Source organism: Phenylobacterium sp., from assembly GCF_037189685.1.
Lineage (GTDB): Bacteria > Pseudomonadota > Alphaproteobacteria > Caulobacterales > Caulobacteraceae > Phenylobacterium.
Map to the genome: position 1 here is coordinate 42,308 of NZ_JBBCIT010000007.1, position 16,759 is coordinate 59,066.

Here is a 16,759-nt window from a genome sequence, read left to right on the forward strand (position 1 = left end):
CCCCCGCGATGACCTAAATCGGGCTCACCAGAAGACGGGGCGCGGACGTGGCCGAGAAGCGGGTTCTCCTGATCGTGGGCGGCGGCGTCGCCGCCTACAAGGCGCTGGAGCTGACGCGCCTGCTGCGCAAGGCCGCCGTGGGGGTGCGACCGATCCTGACGCAGGCCGGCGCGCGGTTCGTCACGCCGCTCAGCCTCTCGGCGCTGGCCGAAGACAAGGTCTATTCCGAGCTGTTCGACCTGACGGACGAGGCCGAGATGGGTCACATCGAGCTGTCGAGGTCTGCCGACCTGGTCGTGGTGGTGCCCGCCACCGCCGACCTCATGGCCAAGGCGGCGGGCGGGCTGGCGGGCGACCTGGCCTCGACCGCGCTCCTCGCCACCGACAAGCCGGTCCTGATGGCGCCGGCGATGAACGTCCGTATGTGGGAGCACCCGGCCACCCGCCGGAACCGGGCGCAGCTCGAGGCCGACGGCGTGCTTTTCGTCGGACCCGACGAGGGCGCCATGGCCTGCGGCGAGTACGGCCCCGGGCGGATGGCCGAGCCCCCGGTCATTTTCGACGCGATCATGACGGCCTTGTCCGGCTCGGCCGCCCGGCCGCTGGCGGGCCGCCGGGCGGTGATCACCGCCGGTCCCACCGCCGAACCCATCGATCCCGTCAGGCTGCTCACCAACCGCTCCTCGGGCAAGCAGGGATACGCGATCGCCCGGGCCCTGGCCGCCCTGGGCGCGGAGGTGACGCTGGTGAGCGGGCCGACGTTCCTGCCGGCTCCGGCGGGCGTCAGCCGCGTGGAGGTGGAGACGGCGCGCGAGATGCTTGCGGCGTGCGAGGCCGCCCTGCCCGCCGACATCGCCGTCTGCGTGGCGGCGGTGGCCGACTGGCGCCCCGAGACCGTCGGCGCCGGCAAGATCAAGAAGGACGGCGGCGGCGCGCCGGCGATCCGGCTGGTCGAGAACCCCGACATCCTGGCCACCTTGTCCCGGGCGCCGCGGCGGCCGAAGCTGGTGGTGGGCTTCGCCGCCGAGACAGACGACGTCGAGGCGCACGCCCGGGCCAAGCTCGCCCGCAAGGGCTGCGACTGGATCGTGGCGAACGACGTCAGCATCGCGGGAACCATGGGCGGTGACGAGAACACCGTGGCCATAGTCTCCGGGACGGGAATCGAGCGATGGGACCGCATGGCCAAGGGCGAGGTCGCCCGAAGGCTCGCCGCCCGCATCGCCGAGGAATTCTGAGTGGCCCCCACCGTCCCGATCACCCGTCTGCCCCACGGTCGGGACATCCCGCTGCCGGCCTACGAGACCGCCCAGGCGGCGGGCATGGATCTGCGCGCCGCCGTCCCCGAGGACGAGCCGCTGGTGCTGCATCCGGGGGATCGGTTCGCTGTGCCCACCGGCCTCGCCTTCGCCCTGCCGCCGGGGTTCGAGGGGCAGGTGCGCCCCCGCTCGGGCCTGGCGTTCAAGAACGGGATCACCTGCCTGAATTCGCCGGGGACGGTCGACGCGGACTATCGCGGCGAGGTGAAGGTCATCCTGATCAACCACGGCCCGGAGGCCTTCACCGTCCGCCGCGGCGACCGCATCGCCCAGCTGGTGATCGCGCCGGTCGTCCAGGCGCAATGGGCCGAGGTCGACAGCCTGGACGAGACGGCCCGCGGCGCCGGCGGCTTCGGCTCGACCGGACGCAGCTGAGGCGGGCTCTCCGGCGTCGGACCGCCGTCTCGCGGGCCTCTCAGGCGCCGTAGCGCGCGCGGGCCAGGCGCTGGGCGAGGCCGCTCATCCAGGCGCCGGGCCTGAGGCCGGTGGTCGCCTTCCATGTCTCGAAGCGCATGACATCCTCGATGCGGCGATCCACGAAGGCCAGGGCCTCCTTGCGGCCCGAGGCGCCGCGGATGGCTCCCGCGGCCGAGAGGATGCCCGCCAGGATCGCCCGCTTGGTGTAGTGGTTCTCGTCGGTGGCGTTGTCGCCCGCCCAGCGCCACAGGGCGTCGGCGCTTTCCCACGCCAGCCGCGAGCCCAAGCCAATGTTCTGCGGCAGGGCCAGGAAGCCCATCCAGCGCCGCAGCGCCGGCTCGTCCGGGGCCGCTGCATCCAGCCGCGCCTCGACCGCGCGGCGGATGCGCTCGCGGATCTTCAGGTTCGAGGCGTGGATGTCCGCCAGGGCCACGAGCGCCCGCGCATCGTGCCGGCGCGAGAGCAGGGCCGCGAGGTCGGCGGGGCCGTGCGGCAGGAGCAGGCGGGTCTCGCCCTCCGACATGCCCAGCGCCTTGCCGGCCAGGCCGACGGTGCGGTCGGTCCAGCCGTGGACGGGCGCGAGCCGGAGGGCTTCGTCCAGCAGCCTCTGCTCGGCGGCTTCGGCCCAGGCCTGTGCGGGGGTGGTCATCCGGCCATCTTAGCCTTTCTCGTCTGCGGATGGGGAGAGCCCGCCGACAGCCGGCGAAAGCCGGGGCGCGCCGATGAGGGCGAGGACCTCAGCGGTGGGGCGCACGTCGCCGAAGGAGCGGTAGATCGTGTTGAGGGCGGCGTTGTGCTCGGCGTCGGTTCGCGCGGCGCAGGCGTCGGCGACGAGGATCACCCGATAGCCGAGGGTGCGGGCGTCCCGGACGGTGCTCTCCACGCAGACGTTGGTGACCGTGCCCGTGACGATCACCGTGTCGATCCCCAGCCCGGCCAGGCGAGCGTGCAGGTCGCAGCGGCCCGGGAAGAACGCGCTGGCGGCCGACTTCTCGGCGAACAGGTCGGGGTCCGCAGGGACCAGTTCCGGGCAGAGCCGGGCCGGCGGCGGCCCCGTTCCGCCGGAACCGCGATAGGCGGCGGCGCCCTCGGCGCCATTGAAGGCGACCGACAGGTCGTCGAAAGGGTCCGGCGAGGGCAGCACCCACGCCACCACGCCGCCGGCGGCGCGGAGGGCGGCGGCCAGGGTGTTGATCGGGGCGATGACCGCCCGGCAGCAGGGGTTCTGGTCGGCGAAGAAGGGGACCATGTCGACCACCACCAGGGCGGTCGCGCTGGGGTCCACGGTCTCGAACGCGAAGCGGCGGCCACGGCGGGCCTCGTGGCGGGCGTATTCGCGATCGGCGATGGTCCAGGCATGCCCCACGGGCGCCTCACAGCTTCTGGGTGGCGAGCAGGATCGAGGTTTCGGTCGAGGCGATGCCTTCGACCTGGCGGATGCGGTCCAGGGCGTCGCTGAAGGCGGAGAGGGTCTCGACCTCGAGCTCGGCCACCAGGTCCCAGCGGCCGTTGGTGGTGTGGACGGCGGCGACCTCGGGCAGGCCGCGCAGGGCGCGGACCACCGCGCCCGACCGCTCGCCCTCGACGGCGATGGTCATGACGGCGCGCACGCGGTCGGCCGTGTCGGGGCGGGTCCTGATGGTGAAGCCCTGGATCACGCCGTCGCGGACCAGCCGGTCGATGCGGTTCTGGACCGTGCCGCGCGAGACCTTCAGCGCCTTGGCCAGGGTCGCGGCGGGCTTGCGGGAATCGGCCCGGAGCAGGGCGATCAACTCGCGGTCCAGGGCGTCGACCATCCGTCACTCCGGTCTGACGATACGTCAGTTGAATACGCATAATGTAGCAAGTTGAACGCTATTCGCTACCGCACGTTGGAGGGAGGATCCGGGGGACGCCGCGCCACGCAGGAGTTCGCATGGACCGCCCCACCTTTCTGATGACCGACCCGGCCGGCTTCGACGTGAGCTACCGGATCAATCCGTGGATGAAGCCCGAGGCCTGGGGCGCGGCCGACGCCCAGGCTGCACGGGCCGGCTCGGACGCCCTGCGCCGGGCGCTGGAGGGCCTGGGCGCCAAGGTGGAGACCGTCGGCGCGATGAAGGGCCTGCCCGACCTCGTCTTCCCGGCCAACGCCGGCGTGGTGCTGGACGGCCGCGTGGTCCCCGCCCGCTTCCGCCACCCCGAGCGCCAGGGCGAGGAGCCGGTGTTCCGGGCGGTGTTCCAGCGGCTGAAGGCGCGCGGCATCGTGCGCGAGATCACGGACCTGCCCGAGGGGATGTTCCACGAGGGCGCGGGCGATGCGATCTGGGACGCCGGGCGGCGCCTGTTCTGGTGCGGCCATGGCCCGCGGTCCAGCCGCGCGGCGGTCTCGGCGCTGGGCCGCATCTTCGGCAAGGAGACGGTCGCGCTGGAGCTGGCCACCGAGCAGTTCTACCACCTGGACACCTGCTTCTGCCCGCTCGCGGGCGGCCACGTCCTCTACTTCCCCGACGCCTTCTCGGCCGAAGCGCAGACGACGATCCGGGCGCGCATCCCCGCCGAACTGCGGATCGAGGCCACGCCGGATGAGGCCGCCGCCTTCTGCGTCAATGCGGTGAACCTGGACGAGCACATCGTGATGGCGCGCGCGCCCGAGAGCCTGCGGCGCCGGCTGACGGCGGCCGGCTACCGGCTGACCGAGGTGGACCTCTCGGCCTTCATCCTCTCGGGCGGAGCCGCCTACTGCATGACCCTGCGGCTGGACCGTTCGTCGGCCCCCGCCGCCCAGCTCCACGCCGCTGAATAAGGGAGACGCGCCATGAACGACATCGCCCTCCAGCGCAGCCCGGCCGACCGGCTCATCGCCGCCGAGGCCCTCTACGGCGCGCAGAACTACAAGCCGCTGGACGTGGTGCTGACCCGCGGGGAAGGCGTCCATGTCTGGGACGTGGACGGCAACCGCTACCTGGACTGCCTCTCGGCCTATTCGGCGGTGAACCAGGGTCACTGCCATCCGAGGATCCTGGCCGCCATGGTGGAGCAGGCGGGCCGGCTGACCCTGACCTCGCGGGCGTTCCGCAACGACCAGCTCGCGCCGTTCTACGAGGAGCTGTGCGCCCTGACCAACAGCCACAAGGTGCTGCCGATGAACTCGGGCGCCGAGGCGGTGGAGACGGCGCTGAAGGTGGCCCGCAAGTGGGGCTACGAGGTCAAGGGCGTGCCCGACGGGGCGGCCGAGATCATCGTCGCCGCCGACAACTTCCACGGCCGCACCGTGGCCATCGTGGGCTTCTCCAGCGACCCGCAGTCGCGCGGCGGCTTCGGCCCCTTCGCGCCGGGCTTCCGCACCGTGCCGTTCGGCGACGCCGCGGCGCTGGAAGCGGCGATCGGGCCGAACACCGTGGCCTTCCTGGTCGAGCCGATCCAGGGCGAGGCGGGGGTGATCATCCCGCCGGCCGGCTACCTGCAGCGGGCGCGCGAGCTGTGCACGCGGCACAACGTGATCCTGATCCTGGACGAGATCCAGACGGGCCTGGGCCGCACCGGCAAGCTGCTGGCCGAGGAACACGAAGGCGTCGAGGCCGACCTGACCCTGATCGGCAAGGCGCTGTCGGGCGGCTTCTACCCGGCCTCGGCCGTGCTCTCGAACTCCGAGGTCATGAGCGTGCTGCACCCGGGCGAGCACGGCTCCACCTTCGGCGGCAACCCGCTGGCCTGCGCGGTGGCGCGCGCGGCGCTGAAGGCGCTCGTCGAGGAGGGCATGATCGAGAACGCGGCCCGCGTGGGCGCGCGGCTCCAGGCGGGCCTCGCCGCCGTCGCCACGCCGAGCGTGAAGGAGGTGCGCGGCCGCGGCCTGATGATCGCCGTGGAGCTCGACCCCGACGCCGGCGGCGCGCGGCGGGTCTGCGAGGCGCTGCAGGGCCGCGGCCTGCTGGCCAAGGAGACCCATGACCACACCATCCGCATCGCCCCGCCCCTGATCCTCACCGACGAGCAGGCCGACTGGATCGTGGACCAGTTCGCCGCGGCGCTGCCCTGACGCGGCCGGGCGGCGCCTCGCGCTATGCCTCTTCCCCGGTGCGGGCGTCCCGGAACAGGTCGGCCAGGAGCCGGCCTTCGGCCCGGCGGTTCGAGCCGGCGCGCCAGGCGACGACAATCTCCCGGGCCGGGTGATCGGCCTCGATGGGGCGAACCGCCACATGAGCCGCTTGAGCGAGCCCCGCGCTCACCGCCATCTGCGGCAGGAAGGTCACGCCCAGGCCCGAGCCCACCATCTGGACCAGGGTGGGCAGGGAGGTGGCGGCGAACGGCTCCTCCCTCGTCCCCGCGCGCGAGGGCGTCAGCCGGCAGGCCGAGAGCGCATGTTCGCGCAGGCAGTGGCCGTCCTCCAACAGGATCAGATTCTCTCTCTCGAGGTCCTCTGACGACACCGACGCCTGCCGCGCCAGGGGATGGTCGGCAGGCGCCGCGGCGAGCAGTTCGTCGTCGGCCACGTGGGCCCATTCCAGGCCAGCCATGTCGAACGGCAGCGCGATGAGGGCGGCGTCCAGGCGGCCGGCCTTGAGCTGGACGATCAGGCGCTGGGTCAGGTCCTCGCGTAGGAAGAGGCGCAGCCTGGGATACCGCTCGCGCAGCAGCGGCAGGGCGCCGGGCAGGAGGAACGGGGCGATGGTCGGAATCACGCCCAGGCGGAAGCGGCCGGTCAGCGGCTGGCCGGCGTTCTTGGCCGCCTCGACCAGCTCTTCGGCCTCGTTGAGGATCACGGTGGCGCGGCGCAGCGCCTCTTCCCCGACCGGCGTCAGGATAACACCGGTCCGGGCGCGGTCGACCACAGGCGCGCCGAGAGTCCGCTCCAGCTCTTGGATGCCGGCCGAGAGCGTCGGCTGGGTGACGTGCGCCGCGTCGGCTGCGCGCCCGAAGGCGCCGTGCTCGGCGAGCAGCTTCAGGTACTGGAGCTGGCGGATGGTGGGGAGCATTCCCGCATCATAGGCCGGCTCTATCCCGGCGGCAAAAACTATCAATTGGAATTGTGCCGAGGCTACGCCTATCTGCTCGATCAGATGGTCGTCGAGGTTCTCCGCGACCTCTCCCTCCGAAGGCCGCGCCATGCACACCACGCGGCCTCCGACTTCACCCGGGCGGCGCCGTCCTTCTCCCCCTGAGCGCCGCCCGGGTCCTTGCCCGCCCCCCATCGCAGCCCCCTGTCGCAAGGCCCCCCTATCGCAGCGTCGCGGCGAGGCGCGCCACGCCGGCGTCCATCGCGGGGGCCGGGAAGCCCGTGAATCCCAGGAGGAGGCCCTGGCGCGCCGGCGCCGCGTGATACAGGGGGCTGATGGCCCGCACCGTCACCCCGCCGGCCAGGGCGCGGGCTTCGGCCTCACCATCCAGCAGGCCGTCCTTCATGTAGGCGATGAGGTGCATGCCCTGGTCGGGCGTATCGACCTCCAGCCGATCCCCGAGCTGCGCGTTCAGCGCCTGGGCCAGGGCGTCGCGCTGGAGCTTGTAGGCCAGCCGCCGGCGGCGGATGTGGCCGGCGAACTGCCCGCTCTCCATGAAATCCCGCACGATCGCCTGGGTGAGAGTCGGCGGCTGCCGGTCGGCCAGGCGCCTCAGGGCGGACAGGGGCGCGGCCAAGGCGTGGGGCGCGACGAGGTAGCCCAGCCGGAGGCCCGGGAAGAGCGACTTGTTGAAGGTGCCGACGTAGATGACCCGCTCGCCGCCATCCAGGCCCTGGAGCGAGGCGAGCGGCGCGCCCGCATAGCGGAACTCCGAGGCGTAGTCGTCCTCCACGATCCACGCCCCGGCCTGGCGCGCCCAGGCGATCAGCTCCAGCCGCCGCGCCATCGACATGGCCACGCCCAGGGGAAACTGGTGCGAGGGGGTGACGAAGACGGCCCTCGCGTCGTCCGCCTGTGCGACACCCTCGGACACGACAAGGCCCGAACGGTCCACGGGGACGGGCACGCCCCGCGCGCCGGCCGCTTCGAGAGCCTGCCAGGTGTTGGGATAGCCGGGGTCTTCCAGCCATACCCGATCGCCGGGATCCAGCAGGGCGCGCACGGCCAGGTCCACGGCGTGCTGTGCGCCGCTGGTGACGATCACCTGCCCCGGCGTGCAGACCACCCCGCGCGCGGCCCGCAGGTAGTCGGCGACCGCCGTCCGCAGGCCCAGGTCGCCGGCCGGGTCGGAATAGCCGAAGTGTTCGGCGCCCAGCCGGCGCAGCGCGCGGCGCGTGGAGGTGGACCAGGCGTCCTGAGCCCGCGCGTCCATCAGCGTGCGGCCGTTCGAGAACGTTCGCGCCGCCAGCGGCGCGTCGGGCAAGGTCAGGCGGCCCAGCACCTGGGCGGGCGTCGGGGCCGCCGCCACGGCCGGGGCGGCAAGGCGGCCGGCAGCGGGCCGCGGCGCAGCCACCTCCGCCACCCCCGACAGGTCCGCCGAAACATAGGTGCCCGAGCCGGCGCGACCCTCCGCATAGCCTTCGGCCAGGAGCTGCTCGTAGGCGGCCACCACCGAAGCCCGCGCCACGCCCAGCCGGGCCGCCAGGTCGCGGCTGGAGGGCAGTCGTCCGCCCGGCTTCAGCGCGCCGGCGTGGATGGCTGCGCGCACCTGATCGTAGACCTGCCGGATCACGGGGCGGCCGGGCGTGGGTGCGGCCCACGGATAGACGTCGGCCCAGCTCATTGGCCTCTCAATGGTCTGTTATGATGTCGAAAAGTGGACCTACCTTCCAGACCACATAGCGCATAGACCGCGGCCCCGAAAGGAGGCCGTGCGATGGCCGCGCCCCACCTGAACCCGTCTCTCCCGAACCCCTCGCCCGGGCGGATATCGCCATGAGCCCGCCAGCCGACGACGTGGCCGGATTCCAGCCGACCGCCCGCTCGCGCGTGCGGCGGCGGCCCCAGCGCGCCCGCTATGACGAAGCGACGGTCTTCGCCCTGCTGGACGCCGGCGTGATGGCGCATGTGGGCTACGTGCTCGATGGCCAGCCGTTCGTGACGCCCACGGCCTACTGGCGCGAGGGACGGCGGCTCTACTGGCATGGCGCCGCCGCCAGCCGGATGCTGCGGACGGTGGCCGAGGGAACGCCCGTGTGCGTCACGGTGAGCTTCCTCGACGGCTTCATCGTCGGGCGTTCGGGGTTCATCCACTCGCTGAACTACCGCTCGGTGATGGCCTTCGGCCGGGCGCGACCCGTGGAGGATCCGGCCGCCAAGCGCCGGGCGATGGACGCCTTCATCGACCGCCTCTATGCCGGCCGCTCGGTGAAGCTGCGCCCGGCGACGGACGGCGAACTGGCCCAGACGTCCCTGGTCGCGATGGAGATCGAAGAGGCCTCGGCGAAGGTTCGCGAGACGGGCGTCGCCGACCTGCCCGCCGATGCGGGCTGGGCCGCCTGGTGCGGCGTGTTCCCCGTGGAGACCCGCATCGGGACGCCGCGCCCCGAGCCCGGCATGGGCCTGGGCGGAAACCCCACGCCCGACCTCGCCCCCTATCGCGAGGGCGCGCGCCTGGATGCGGCCCTGGGCGAAGCCGCTGTCCGGGCGGCCGGCGGCGCTGCCGCGGGCGCGGCGGTCAGGGCGCAGGCGTCCCCGTCTCCACGTAGCGCGTGAGGCGATCCCAGGCCGCGTTCAGGACCCCGTCGACAGCCGGCGCGGCCTTCAGGATGAAGTCCCGTGCGCCACCGACGTGATAGGTGGCCGTGAGTTCGGTCCCGCCGTCCTTCCCCCTGAGCTGAAAGGCGAGAACGGCCGAGACGCCTTCGTCCTGCAGCGGCCCGAGCGGTGCGTCGAGCCGCAGCATCCCCTGTTCGGGCCAGGCCAGGAGCACCGTCCCGTGCCGGACGCCGCCGCCCGGCAGCGCCTCGCACCAGCAGCCGCCCGGTTCGAGGCGGACGCTCATGGTCTCCGCCTTGCCGGAATAGCTGTGCGCGCCGTCCCACCAGCGGCCGATCTCGCCCAGGGCCTCGTAGACACGGGCCGGCGGCGCTGCGATCTGGCGCATCGCTTGCAGCCGAAAGCCCTGCGGCCCCGTTTCCAGCACTTCGGCGCCGGCCGCGCCCGGCCCCATGCAGAAGAGGGCGGTCAAGGCCGCCGCCATCGTTCGACGCATCGCCGTTCTCCGCGCCATGTCCCTGTATCGGGCCGTCAGGATATCGGGCCGTCAGGCCGGTTCGAAATTTAGCGGGCCGCCCCAGAAGGTCTCAACCAGGCCGTTCTGCGCGCCCGGCTCTCCGGTGGTCAGGAAGCGGCGGACGGCGCTGTGGCCGGGGTCGAGTTCGGGATGTCGCGCCAGGTAGCGCTCCAGGGCGTCGGCCGTGGCGTCGGGCTGGCGGATCAATGGCGTTCCCGCCGGCAGGGCCGCCCGGAACAGGTCGGCCACGATCTCGTAGTGGGTGCAGCCCAGGATCGCGCGGTCGGGGGCGCGCCCGATACGGGTGGCGAGCGCCTTCACGTGGCCGGAGATCACCTCGGCCAGCGCTTCGCGCGCCGCGCCGGCCTCGATCATCCGCGCCAGCTCGGGGCAGGGTTCGGAGAAGACGGCCACGTCCTGCCGGCGCTTGTCGATCTCGATCTCGTAGACGCGGCTCCTCGCCGTGGCCGGCGTGGAGAAGACGCCCAGGACGTCCAGCTTCTCCACCTTGTCGCCGCGCCGCTCGGCCTCGTGCTCCCAGGGCAGGCCGGTGGCCGCTTCGATGGTAGGGACGACGATGCCGAGGACGTTGACGGGACGTCCCACATCGCGCCGGTAGCCCGGCAGCCAGGTCTGCTGCAGGCGGCGCAGCGCGACGCTGGCGGCCGTGTTGCAGGCCAGGACCACCAGGTTGCACCCCGCGTCGAACAGGCGCACGCAGCCGGCCCGGGTGAGGTCCACGATCTCTTCGCCCGCGCGGCCGCCATAGGGCGCGTTGGCCTGGTCGGCGAGGTAGATGAAGTCGGCCCGCGGGAAGCGTTCCACCAGCCGGTGGTGGACGGTCAGCCCGCCCACGCCGGAATCGAACACGCCGATGCTCATGGGCCGGTGTTAGAGCGCATCGCCCCGGGTGTCACCGTGCCCGGCCGAGGAGATCCCGTGCAGACGAGGCTCAGCGCCAAGCCTGGCCGGCGCGGATGATCCGGGGCTTCGAAAGCTGTTCGCCGACCGGGCCGCGATTCGTACGGCACAGCGCGACGGCGCCATCCTCGCCCTCGCCCAGGATGCGGCAGGTGACGTCCTGCCCGAAGCTCGCGGCCATCAGGGCGCCGCGGCCGGTTTCCCCAACGGCTTCCACGGTTTCCACGGGGGGCGCGTCGGCGAGGCGCACCGCGACCCAGTCCGCCGGATCGGGGCTGAGCGCCACGCACAGCCGTTGGCCATCGAGGACGTGCAGGACGGGCCCGCGCATCTCCAGGCCCGCGGACGGGGCCTGGCCGCGGCACACGTCGGCCTGCGCCGCGCCAGAGGCGGCGAGGCTCAGGAGCGTGGCGATGGCGAGCGGCTTCAGCATTCTGCGACGACCTTAGGAGTCCCAACGCCGGACGGGCAGTCGGGTTCACCCCCTACGCAGCAATACGGAGGCCAGGAGCCGGGAGACGCCTTCAGCCGGTAGGCAGTCAGGAGGCGAAGAGGTCGGCCTGGGCGGCCGCCGCCGCGCCCTCGATCGCCAGCAGCCTCAGCTTGGTGTTCACCCCGCCGCGGGCCGAGAACCCGCCGGGCTTGCCGCCGGCCGCCGTCACGCGGTGGCACGGCACGACGATGGGCCAGGGGTTCTTGCCCAGCGCGGCGCCCACGTCGCGGGCCAGCAGCTTGTCGCCCAGCGTCTCGGCGACCTGGCCGTAGGTCAGAGTTTCGCCGGGCGGGATGGCGCGGGCGATCTCGTAGACCTTCGCGTGGAACTCGGGCGTGCGCGACAGGTCCAGCGGCGCGGCCGTGAGGTCGGCCTTCTCGCCGCGCAGAAGCGCCCGGACACCGGCCACGGTCGCGGCGAGGCGGTCGGGGACCTCGGCCTCCGTCGCCTCGGGGAAGCGGCGCAGGAAACTGCGGCGGTTGTTCTCCGCGTCGCGCTCGGGCAGGTGGCAGGCGACGAGGCCGACGTCGTTCCAGGCGACGCCCGCCGTGCCGATGGCGGTGTCGAACAGGGCGAACCGGATGGGGGCGAACTGGGTCATGGACGGAAGATAGCGCCGTTCATCGGTTTCTACTGGCGGCTTTCGGACATGGATGAGCCGTTCAGCACGCCATGGCCGCAACGTGACCCGCCTGGGCGTATTCGAGGATCCTCTGGTCGCGGGTGACGACGGTTGCGCCGAGGCGCCGGGCCGTCGCGACCACCATCCGGTCCGCCGGATCGTTGTGGAAGTCGCCCGGCAGGTACGACACGTCGATCGCGATCTCGGGCGTCAGGGCCGCCAGCCGGACCCCGGGACGGGCCATGAAGGCCGAGAACCACGCCTGGGGGTCGGGCAGGAACTGCGGCCCGGGCGCGCGGCCGACCCTGGGACGGCCGAGCAGGCCGATCTCCCAGGCGGAGGCCGGCGAGACATAGAGGTCGCCGCGCCCCGCAGCCTCGCGGATCGCGCGCTTCGCCGTCGCATCGAGCGGGGCGTCCTGGGCGACCCAGATCACCGTGCAGGTGTCGAGGAGGAGCAGGCTCAACGGTGCAGGACGCCATCGGCGGCGGAGGGGAGTTCGTCGATCACCGGCTGGGTGAGGTCGAACCCGTCGGGCATGATCGTCTGGCCTTTCAGGCAACCGAACAGGCCGTCGGCGTCCTGGGCCGGGGGCGGCGTCAGCACGGCCATCACCCGGCCGCGCTTGGTGACCTCGACACGATCCAGCTTCCCCGAGCCGAGACGGTCGAGGATGTCCAGGCACTTGGCCTTGAACTCGGTGACGGTGAAGGTCGGGACGTTGGTCATGGGTGGAATATAGTCATTCTGGATGACCATTCAATCCAGCTCGAAGCCTGTGCGCGGACCAGGCATTGACACGCCTCGCCGCACTGGTTCGGATGTGCGGAACAGAGCTCAAGGGAAAGCCGCTTGCATGGCGACGAATTGGATTGGTTTAGGAATCCACGCCGCATTGGTCCTTTTCCTCCTCTCCGCGACGATCACCTTCTGGCTCACGATGAAGATCCTCGACCATCGACGTGGTCGCCAACTCTCGGCGCTCCGCGTGATGCTCAACCCTCTGATCCTGGACACCGCCGCCCTGACGGAAGAGGGACGGCGCTATCATCGGCGTCTTGTTCAGGTTTGGAGCATTGGTCTGGTGTTCTGGGTCATCGCCCTGGCCGGGATGATCTTCGGCACATAGGCGCCCTTCCTTGACCTGACGCCCCTGTGAGCGCATAAGCGCGCCCTTCCGGCGCCAACCTCGGTCAGCGCCCTCTACCGCTACGACCCCCATCACCATATGGGACGAGAGCGGCGAGGCCCCCCGTCCACGCAATCGTGCACGGGGGTCGATCGCGTTTGGACCTTAGGAGTTCGACTTGTTCGACGCGCTGACAGATCGGCTGACAGGAGTCTTCGACCGGCTTTCCGGTCGCGGCGTGCTGTCCGAGAAGGACATCGACGAGGCGCTGCGCGAGGTGCGCGTGGCCCTGCTCGAGGCCGATGTCGCCCTGCCCGTCGTGCGCGAGTTCATCGCCAAGGCCAAGGAACGCGCCACCGGCGAGGCGGTGATCCGGGCGGTGAAGCCCGCCGACCAGGTGGTGAAGATCACCTATGACGGCCTGGTCGAGATGCTGGGCGGAGACGGTGAGCCCGAGGCGCTGAACCTCTCGCTCAACCCGCCCACGGTGATCCTGATGGCCGGCCTCCAGGGCTCGGGCAAGACCACCACGGCCGGCAAGCTGGCGCTGAAGCTGGTCAAGGACCGCAAGAAGGTCCTGCTGGCCTCGCTGGACACCCGCCGCCCCGCGGCCATGGAGCAGCTCGGCATGCTGGCCGAGCAGGCGGGCGCGAACTTCCTGCCCATCGTCGCCGGCCAGTCGGCGCCCGACATCGCCCGGCGCGCCATGCAGGCGGCGAAGCTCCAGGGCTTCGACGTCCTGATCCTCGACACCGCCGGCCGCACCACCATCGACGAGGCGATGATGGCCGAGGCGGCCGAGATCGCGAAGATCGGGACGCCGTCCGAGACCCTGCTGGTGGCCGACGCGCTGACCGGCCAGGACGCCGTGCGCACGGCCAAGGCCTTCCACGAGCGCCTGCCCCTGACCGGCCTGGTGCTGACGCGGGCCGACGGCGACGGCCGCGGCGGCGCGGCGCTGTCGATGCGCCAGGTCACCGGCCTGCCCATCAAGTTCCTGGGCGTGTCGGAAAAGATCGACGGCCTGGACGCCTTCGACGCCCAGCGGGTGGCCGGCCGAATCCTGGGGCGGGGCGACGTGGTCGCCCTGGTCGAGAAGGCCGCCCAGGAACTGGACATGGCCAAGGCCGAGGCCACGGCCCGCAAGCTGGCCAAGGGCCAGTTCGACCTGGAGATGATGGCCGACCAGCTCGGCCAGATGAAGCGTATGGGCGGCATGGAGGGCCTGATGGGCCTGTTGCCCGGCGTCCAGAAGATGAAGCGGCAGATCGCCGACAGCGGCCTCTCCGACAAGAGCTTCGACCGCCAGGTGGCGATCATCTCGTCCATGACGAAGGCCGAGCGGAAGAAGCCCGACATCCTGCAGGCTTCGCGCAAGCGCCGCATCGCGGCCGGCGCCGGCGTGGACGTGGCCGAGGTGAACCGCCTGCTGAAACAGCATCGCCAGATGGCCGACGCCTTCAAGGCGATGAGCCGGAACGGCGGCAAGGGCTTCGGCCAGATGGCCAAGATGCTGGGCGCCGGCGGGCTCGACATGGCCAAGCTGGGCCAGATGGCCGGCGGCGGACAACAGCCCACGCCCGAACAGATCGAAGAGATGGCCGCCAAGCTGAAGTCCATGCCCGGCGGGATGCCGAAGCTGCCCGGATTGGGCGGCGGCCTGCCGCCCGGTTTCAACCCCTTTAAGAAATAGAATCCAGACCAAGGACTTACGAAAATGCTGAAGATCCGTCTCGCCCGTGGCGGCGCCAAGAAGCGCCCCTACTACTCGATCGTCGTCGCCGACAGCCACTCGCCCCGCGACGGCCGCTTCATCGAGAAGGTCGGCTCGTACAACCCGCTGCTCAAGAAGGACGACCCGAACCGCGTCGTGCTGAAGGTCGAGCGCATCCAGGAGTGGATCAGGAAGGGCGCCCAGCCCACCGACCGCGTCGCCCGCGAGCTGGGCAAGGTCGGCGTCGTGAAGTGGGAAGCCGGCAGCAACCCGAAGAAGGGCGAGCCGGGCCAGAAGGCCAAGGAGCGCGTGGAAGAGCGCGCCCAGCGCGAGGCCGACCGCAAGGCCGCCCAGGAAGCCGCTGCGGCGGAAGCGGCGGAAGCGGCGGCGGCCGCCGCCGCGGCGCCGGCTGAAGAGCCCGCCGCCGAAGACGCCGCTCCGGCCGAAGCCGCCGCTGAAGAGGCCCCCGCCGTCGAAGCGCCTGCCGCCGAAGCGCCTGCCGTTGAAGCCGCCGCCGAGGAGGCTCCGGCCGCCGAAGCCGCGCCCGAAGGCGAACAGCAGGCCTGAGGCGACGTGGACCAGGGCCCGATCACGGTCGGCCTGATCGAGGTCGGGCGGGTCGCGGGCGCCTTCGGCGTCCGCGGCGAGGTGCGGATCACGGCCTATACGGCCGACGCCCTCGCCCTGATGGACTACCGGGACCTGAAGCGTGCGGATGGCTCGCCCGCCCTCACGCTGGTCTCGGGGCGCGCGGCCAAGGGCGGCGTCGTGGCGCGCGCCCGCGAGGTGGAGACGCGCGAGGAGGCCGAGGCGTTGCGCGGCCTCAGGCTGTATGTCCCCCGAGCGGCGCTGCCCGAGCCGGACGAGGACGAGTTCTACATCGCCGACCTCGTGGGCCTGGCGGTCCGGTCGCCCGATGGCGAGCCGCTCGGCCGCATCCGCTCGGTGCAGGACTTCGGCGCCGGCGATCTCCTGGAGGTCCAGCCCGAGGCCGGCGCGAGCTGGTACCTGCCCTTCACGCGCGAGGCCGTGCCCGAGGTGCGGATCGCCGACGGCGTGGTGATCGCCGTCCGGCCGGAAGAGACGGAGTAATCCCTCCCCATCAAGGGAGGGACTTTTTGCGCATCCGCATGAGCCCTTCCTGGGCGCAGCTCGCGACCAGAGCGCCGTCCGAGGCGCGGTAGATGTAGCCCAGGTTAAAGCCCCGGCCGCCCGAGGCCGAGGGGCTCTCCTGGACGTAAAGGTGCCACTGGTTGAAGTCGGTCGGCCGGTGGAACCACATGGCGTGATCCAGGCTGGCCGACTGGAAGCCCGGCGTGCGCCAGCTCACGCCGTGCGGCCGGATCGCCGTGCCCAGCAGGCTCATGTCGGACGCGTAGGCCAGGATCACCTGATGCATGTGGGGGTCCGGGCCGATCGGGTGGCGGGCGCGGAACCAGACCTGCTGGTCGGGCTCGCGCGGCTCGGGCTTCACACTGTCGTGGCGGCCGCCGACCGAGCGCATCTCGATGGGCTGGACGCGGTCGATCCAGTCGTCGTCCTCGTCGGGGGTGCTCTCGGCCAGGCGGCGGCGGACGACCGCATCGTCCTCCACGGCGTCCCAGGCCGGCGCCTCGGGCATGTCGGCTTGGTGCTCGAAACCCGCTTCCTCGGTCTGGAAAGAGGCGGCCAGGTTGAATATCTGCTGGCCCTTCTGGACGGCGATCACCCGCCGCGTGGTGAAGCTGCCGCCGTCGCGCGAGCGGTCGACCTCGAAGATGATCGGGATGGTCGGGTCGCCGGGCCGGATGAAGTAGCAGTGCAGCGAGTGGCAGATGCGATCCTCGACCGTCTCGTAGGCGGCCAGCAGCGACTGGGCGATCACCTGTCCGCCGTAGATGCGCTGGCGCTGTTCCTTGTCGGGCGTGGTTCCCCGGAAGAGGTTCACCTCCAGGCGTTCCAGCTCGAGCGTCTGGGCGAGGGTCCCGGTGTCCATGAGGCGACCGCCATGCTGCAACTGCGAAGGCGGAGGGCATACGCCCCCGGGAGAGAC

The 16,759-nt window shown here is 71.8% G+C and carries 21 protein-coding genes; 9 read left to right on the plus strand and 12 right to left on the minus strand.

Features of this window, described 5'->3' with window-relative positions:
* The first annotated feature begins 47 nt into the window (after positions 1-47).
* Both coaBC and dut read left to right on the plus strand, forming a co-directional pair.
* Complete coding sequence (coaBC, locus tag WG212_RS03675; protein WP_337185714.1) at positions 48-1,238, plus strand: bifunctional phosphopantothenoylcysteine decarboxylase/phosphopantothenate--cysteine ligase CoaBC; 1,191 nt, start codon at positions 48-50, stop codon at positions 1,236-1,238.
* On the plus strand, positions 1,239-1,694 hold the full coding sequence (dut, locus tag WG212_RS03680) for a dUTP diphosphatase (RefSeq protein ID WP_337185715.1): 456 nt from the start codon (positions 1,239-1,241) through the stop codon (positions 1,692-1,694).
* A 40-nt stretch (positions 1,695-1,734) separates the two neighbouring features.
* Here the strand turns inward: dut and WG212_RS03685 are convergent, their stop codons facing one another.
* Genes WG212_RS03685 through WG212_RS03695 form a run of 3 tightly spaced genes read right to left on the minus strand, consistent with a single transcriptional unit; the run spans position 1,735 to position 3,532 of the window.
* The gene (locus WG212_RS03685) at positions 1,735-2,385 is read right to left on the minus strand and encodes a COQ9 family protein (RefSeq protein ID WP_337185716.1); all 651 of its coding nucleotides are present in this window, start codon (positions 2,383-2,385) and stop codon (positions 1,735-1,737) included.
* Positions 2,386-2,394: 9 nt separating this feature from the next.
* Positions 2,395-3,102: an isochorismatase family cysteine hydrolase gene (locus WG212_RS03690; protein ID WP_337185717.1), complete on the minus strand. Its 708-nt coding sequence runs from the start codon at positions 3,100-3,102 to the stop codon at positions 2,395-2,397.
* Positions 3,103-3,109: 7 nt separating this feature from the next.
* A complete protein-coding gene (locus WG212_RS03695; RefSeq protein ID WP_337185718.1) occupies positions 3,110-3,532 on the minus strand; it encodes an Lrp/AsnC family transcriptional regulator in 423 nt (140 codons plus the stop codon).
* A 119-nt stretch (positions 3,533-3,651) separates the two neighbouring features.
* On the opposite strand from WG212_RS03695, the gene WG212_RS03700 reads away from it, so the two are divergent.
* Together WG212_RS03700 and rocD are read left to right on the plus strand one after the other, a co-directional pair.
* Positions 3,652-4,521 (plus strand): arginine deiminase-related protein, encoded by an 870-nt coding sequence (locus tag WG212_RS03700; RefSeq protein ID WP_337185719.1) that lies wholly within the window; start codon positions 3,652-3,654, stop codon positions 4,519-4,521.
* Between the two features lie 12 nt (positions 4,522-4,533).
* Positions 4,534-5,754, plus strand: coding sequence for an ornithine--oxo-acid transaminase (gene rocD / locus WG212_RS03705; RefSeq protein WP_337185720.1), 1,221 nt, complete (start codon positions 4,534-4,536; stop codon positions 5,752-5,754).
* 22 nt (positions 5,755-5,776) lie between these two features.
* Here rocD and WG212_RS03710 read toward each other — a convergent pair whose 3' ends face one another.
* A complete protein-coding gene (locus WG212_RS03710) occupies positions 5,777-6,691 on the minus strand; it encodes a hydrogen peroxide-inducible genes activator (RefSeq protein ID WP_337185721.1) in 915 nt (304 codons plus the stop codon).
* Between the two features lie 241 nt (positions 6,692-6,932).
* Positions 6,933-8,396, minus strand: coding sequence for a PLP-dependent aminotransferase family protein (locus WG212_RS03715; RefSeq protein WP_337185722.1), 1,464 nt, complete (start codon positions 8,394-8,396; stop codon positions 6,933-6,935).
* A gap of 152 nt (positions 8,397-8,548) precedes the next feature.
* Here WG212_RS03715 and WG212_RS03720 point away from each other — a divergent pair, with 152 nt between their 5' ends.
* Entirely contained in the window at positions 8,549-9,328 is a 780-nt protein-coding gene (locus tag WG212_RS03720) for a pyridoxamine 5'-phosphate oxidase family protein (RefSeq protein WP_337185723.1), read from the plus strand.
* On the opposite strand, the gene WG212_RS03725 is transcribed toward WG212_RS03720, so the two are convergent.
* The 6 genes from WG212_RS03725 to WG212_RS03750 form a co-directional block, all read right to left on the minus strand.
* Positions 9,291-9,827 carry an SRPBCC domain-containing protein gene (locus WG212_RS03725; protein ID WP_337185724.1) on the minus strand — a complete coding sequence of 179 codons (537 nt, stop codon included), beginning with the start codon at positions 9,825-9,827 and terminating at the stop codon, positions 9,291-9,293. The genes WG212_RS03720 and WG212_RS03725 overlap by 38 nt on opposite strands.
* Before the next feature lie 51 nt (positions 9,828-9,878).
* Positions 9,879-10,730, minus strand: a complete 852-nt coding sequence (locus WG212_RS03730) for an aspartate/glutamate racemase family protein (protein WP_337185725.1) — start codon at positions 10,728-10,730, stop codon at positions 9,879-9,881.
* Positions 10,731-10,800: 70 nt separating this feature from the next.
* Positions 10,801-11,202, minus strand: a complete 402-nt coding sequence (locus tag WG212_RS03735; RefSeq protein WP_337185726.1) for a hypothetical protein — start codon at positions 11,200-11,202, stop codon at positions 10,801-10,803.
* Positions 11,203-11,308: 106 nt separating this feature from the next.
* Complete coding sequence (locus tag WG212_RS03740; RefSeq protein WP_337185727.1) at positions 11,309-11,863, minus strand: methylated-DNA--[protein]-cysteine S-methyltransferase; 555 nt, start codon at positions 11,861-11,863, stop codon at positions 11,309-11,311.
* A gap of 61 nt (positions 11,864-11,924) precedes the next feature.
* A complete protein-coding gene (locus tag WG212_RS03745; protein WP_337185728.1) occupies positions 11,925-12,350 on the minus strand; it encodes a type II toxin-antitoxin system VapC family toxin in 426 nt (141 codons plus the stop codon).
* Positions 12,347-12,613, minus strand: a complete 267-nt coding sequence (locus WG212_RS03750) for a hypothetical protein (protein WP_337185729.1) — start codon at positions 12,611-12,613, stop codon at positions 12,347-12,349. Before WG212_RS03750 ends, WG212_RS03745 begins: the two co-directional genes overlap by 4 nt.
* A 127-nt stretch (positions 12,614-12,740) precedes the next feature.
* On the opposite strand from WG212_RS03750, the gene WG212_RS03755 reads away from it, so the two are divergent.
* The 4 genes from WG212_RS03755 (at position 12,741) to rimM (ending at position 15,819) form a co-directional block, all read left to right on the plus strand.
* Positions 12,741-13,013, plus strand: a complete 273-nt coding sequence (locus WG212_RS03755) for a hypothetical protein (RefSeq protein WP_337185730.1) — start codon at positions 12,741-12,743, stop codon at positions 13,011-13,013.
* 178 nt (positions 13,014-13,191) lie between these two features.
* Complete coding sequence (ffh, locus tag WG212_RS03760) at positions 13,192-14,706, plus strand: signal recognition particle protein (RefSeq protein WP_337185731.1); 1,515 nt, start codon at positions 13,192-13,194, stop codon at positions 14,704-14,706.
* Positions 14,707-14,730: 24 nt separating this feature from the next.
* Entirely contained in the window at positions 14,731-15,294 is a 564-nt protein-coding gene (gene rpsP / locus WG212_RS03765) for a 30S ribosomal protein S16 (protein ID WP_337185732.1), read from the plus strand.
* Between the two features lie 6 nt (positions 15,295-15,300).
* Complete coding sequence (gene rimM / locus WG212_RS03770; protein ID WP_337185733.1) at positions 15,301-15,819, plus strand: ribosome maturation factor RimM; 519 nt, start codon at positions 15,301-15,303, stop codon at positions 15,817-15,819.
* A 10-nt stretch (positions 15,820-15,829) separates the two neighbouring features.
* Here rimM and WG212_RS03775 read toward each other — a convergent pair whose 3' ends face one another.
* Entirely contained in the window at positions 15,830-16,702 is an 873-nt protein-coding gene (locus WG212_RS03775; RefSeq protein WP_337185734.1) for an acyl-CoA thioesterase II, read from the minus strand.
* Positions 16,703-16,759 lie beyond the last annotated feature (57 nt).

Coding starts and splice junctions, on each gene's coding strand:
- WG212_RS03685 (WP_337185716.1), bottom strand. CDS start 2,385: ATGACCACCCCCGCACAGGCCTGGGCCGAAGCCGCCGAGCAGAGGCTG.
- WG212_RS03695 (WP_337185718.1), bottom strand. CDS start 3,532: ATGGTCGACGCCCTGGACCGCGAGTTGATCGCCCTGCTCCGGGCCGAT.
- WG212_RS03700 (WP_337185719.1), top strand. CDS start 3,652: ATGGACCGCCCCACCTTTCTGATGACCGACCCGGCCGGCTTCGACGTG.
- rocD (WP_337185720.1), top strand. CDS start 4,534: ATGAACGACATCGCCCTCCAGCGCAGCCCGGCCGACCGGCTCATCGCC.
- WG212_RS03710 (WP_337185721.1), bottom strand. CDS start 6,691: ATGCTCCCCACCATCCGCCAGCTCCAGTACCTGAAGCTGCTCGCCGAG.
- WG212_RS03715 (WP_337185722.1), bottom strand. CDS start 8,396: ATGAGCTGGGCCGACGTCTATCCGTGGGCCGCACCCACGCCCGGCCGC.
- WG212_RS03720 (WP_337185723.1), top strand. CDS start 8,549: ATGAGCCCGCCAGCCGACGACGTGGCCGGATTCCAGCCGACCGCCCGC.
- WG212_RS03725 (WP_337185724.1), bottom strand. CDS start 9,827: ATGCGTCGAACGATGGCGGCGGCCTTGACCGCCCTCTTCTGCATGGGG.
- WG212_RS03730 (WP_337185725.1), bottom strand. CDS start 10,730: ATGAGCATCGGCGTGTTCGATTCCGGCGTGGGCGGGCTGACCGTCCAC.
- WG212_RS03735 (WP_337185726.1), bottom strand. CDS start 11,202: ATGCTGAAGCCGCTCGCCATCGCCACGCTCCTGAGCCTCGCCGCCTCT.
- WG212_RS03740 (WP_337185727.1), bottom strand. CDS start 11,863: ATGACCCAGTTCGCCCCCATCCGGTTCGCCCTGTTCGACACCGCCATC.
- WG212_RS03750 (WP_337185729.1), bottom strand. CDS start 12,613: ATGACCAACGTCCCGACCTTCACCGTCACCGAGTTCAAGGCCAAGTGC.
- WG212_RS03755 (WP_337185730.1), top strand. CDS start 12,741: ATGGCGACGAATTGGATTGGTTTAGGAATCCACGCCGCATTGGTCCTT.
- rpsP (WP_337185732.1), top strand. CDS start 14,731: ATGCTGAAGATCCGTCTCGCCCGTGGCGGCGCCAAGAAGCGCCCCTAC.
- WG212_RS03775 (WP_337185734.1), bottom strand. CDS start 16,702: ATGGACACCGGGACCCTCGCCCAGACGCTCGAGCTGGAACGCCTGGAG.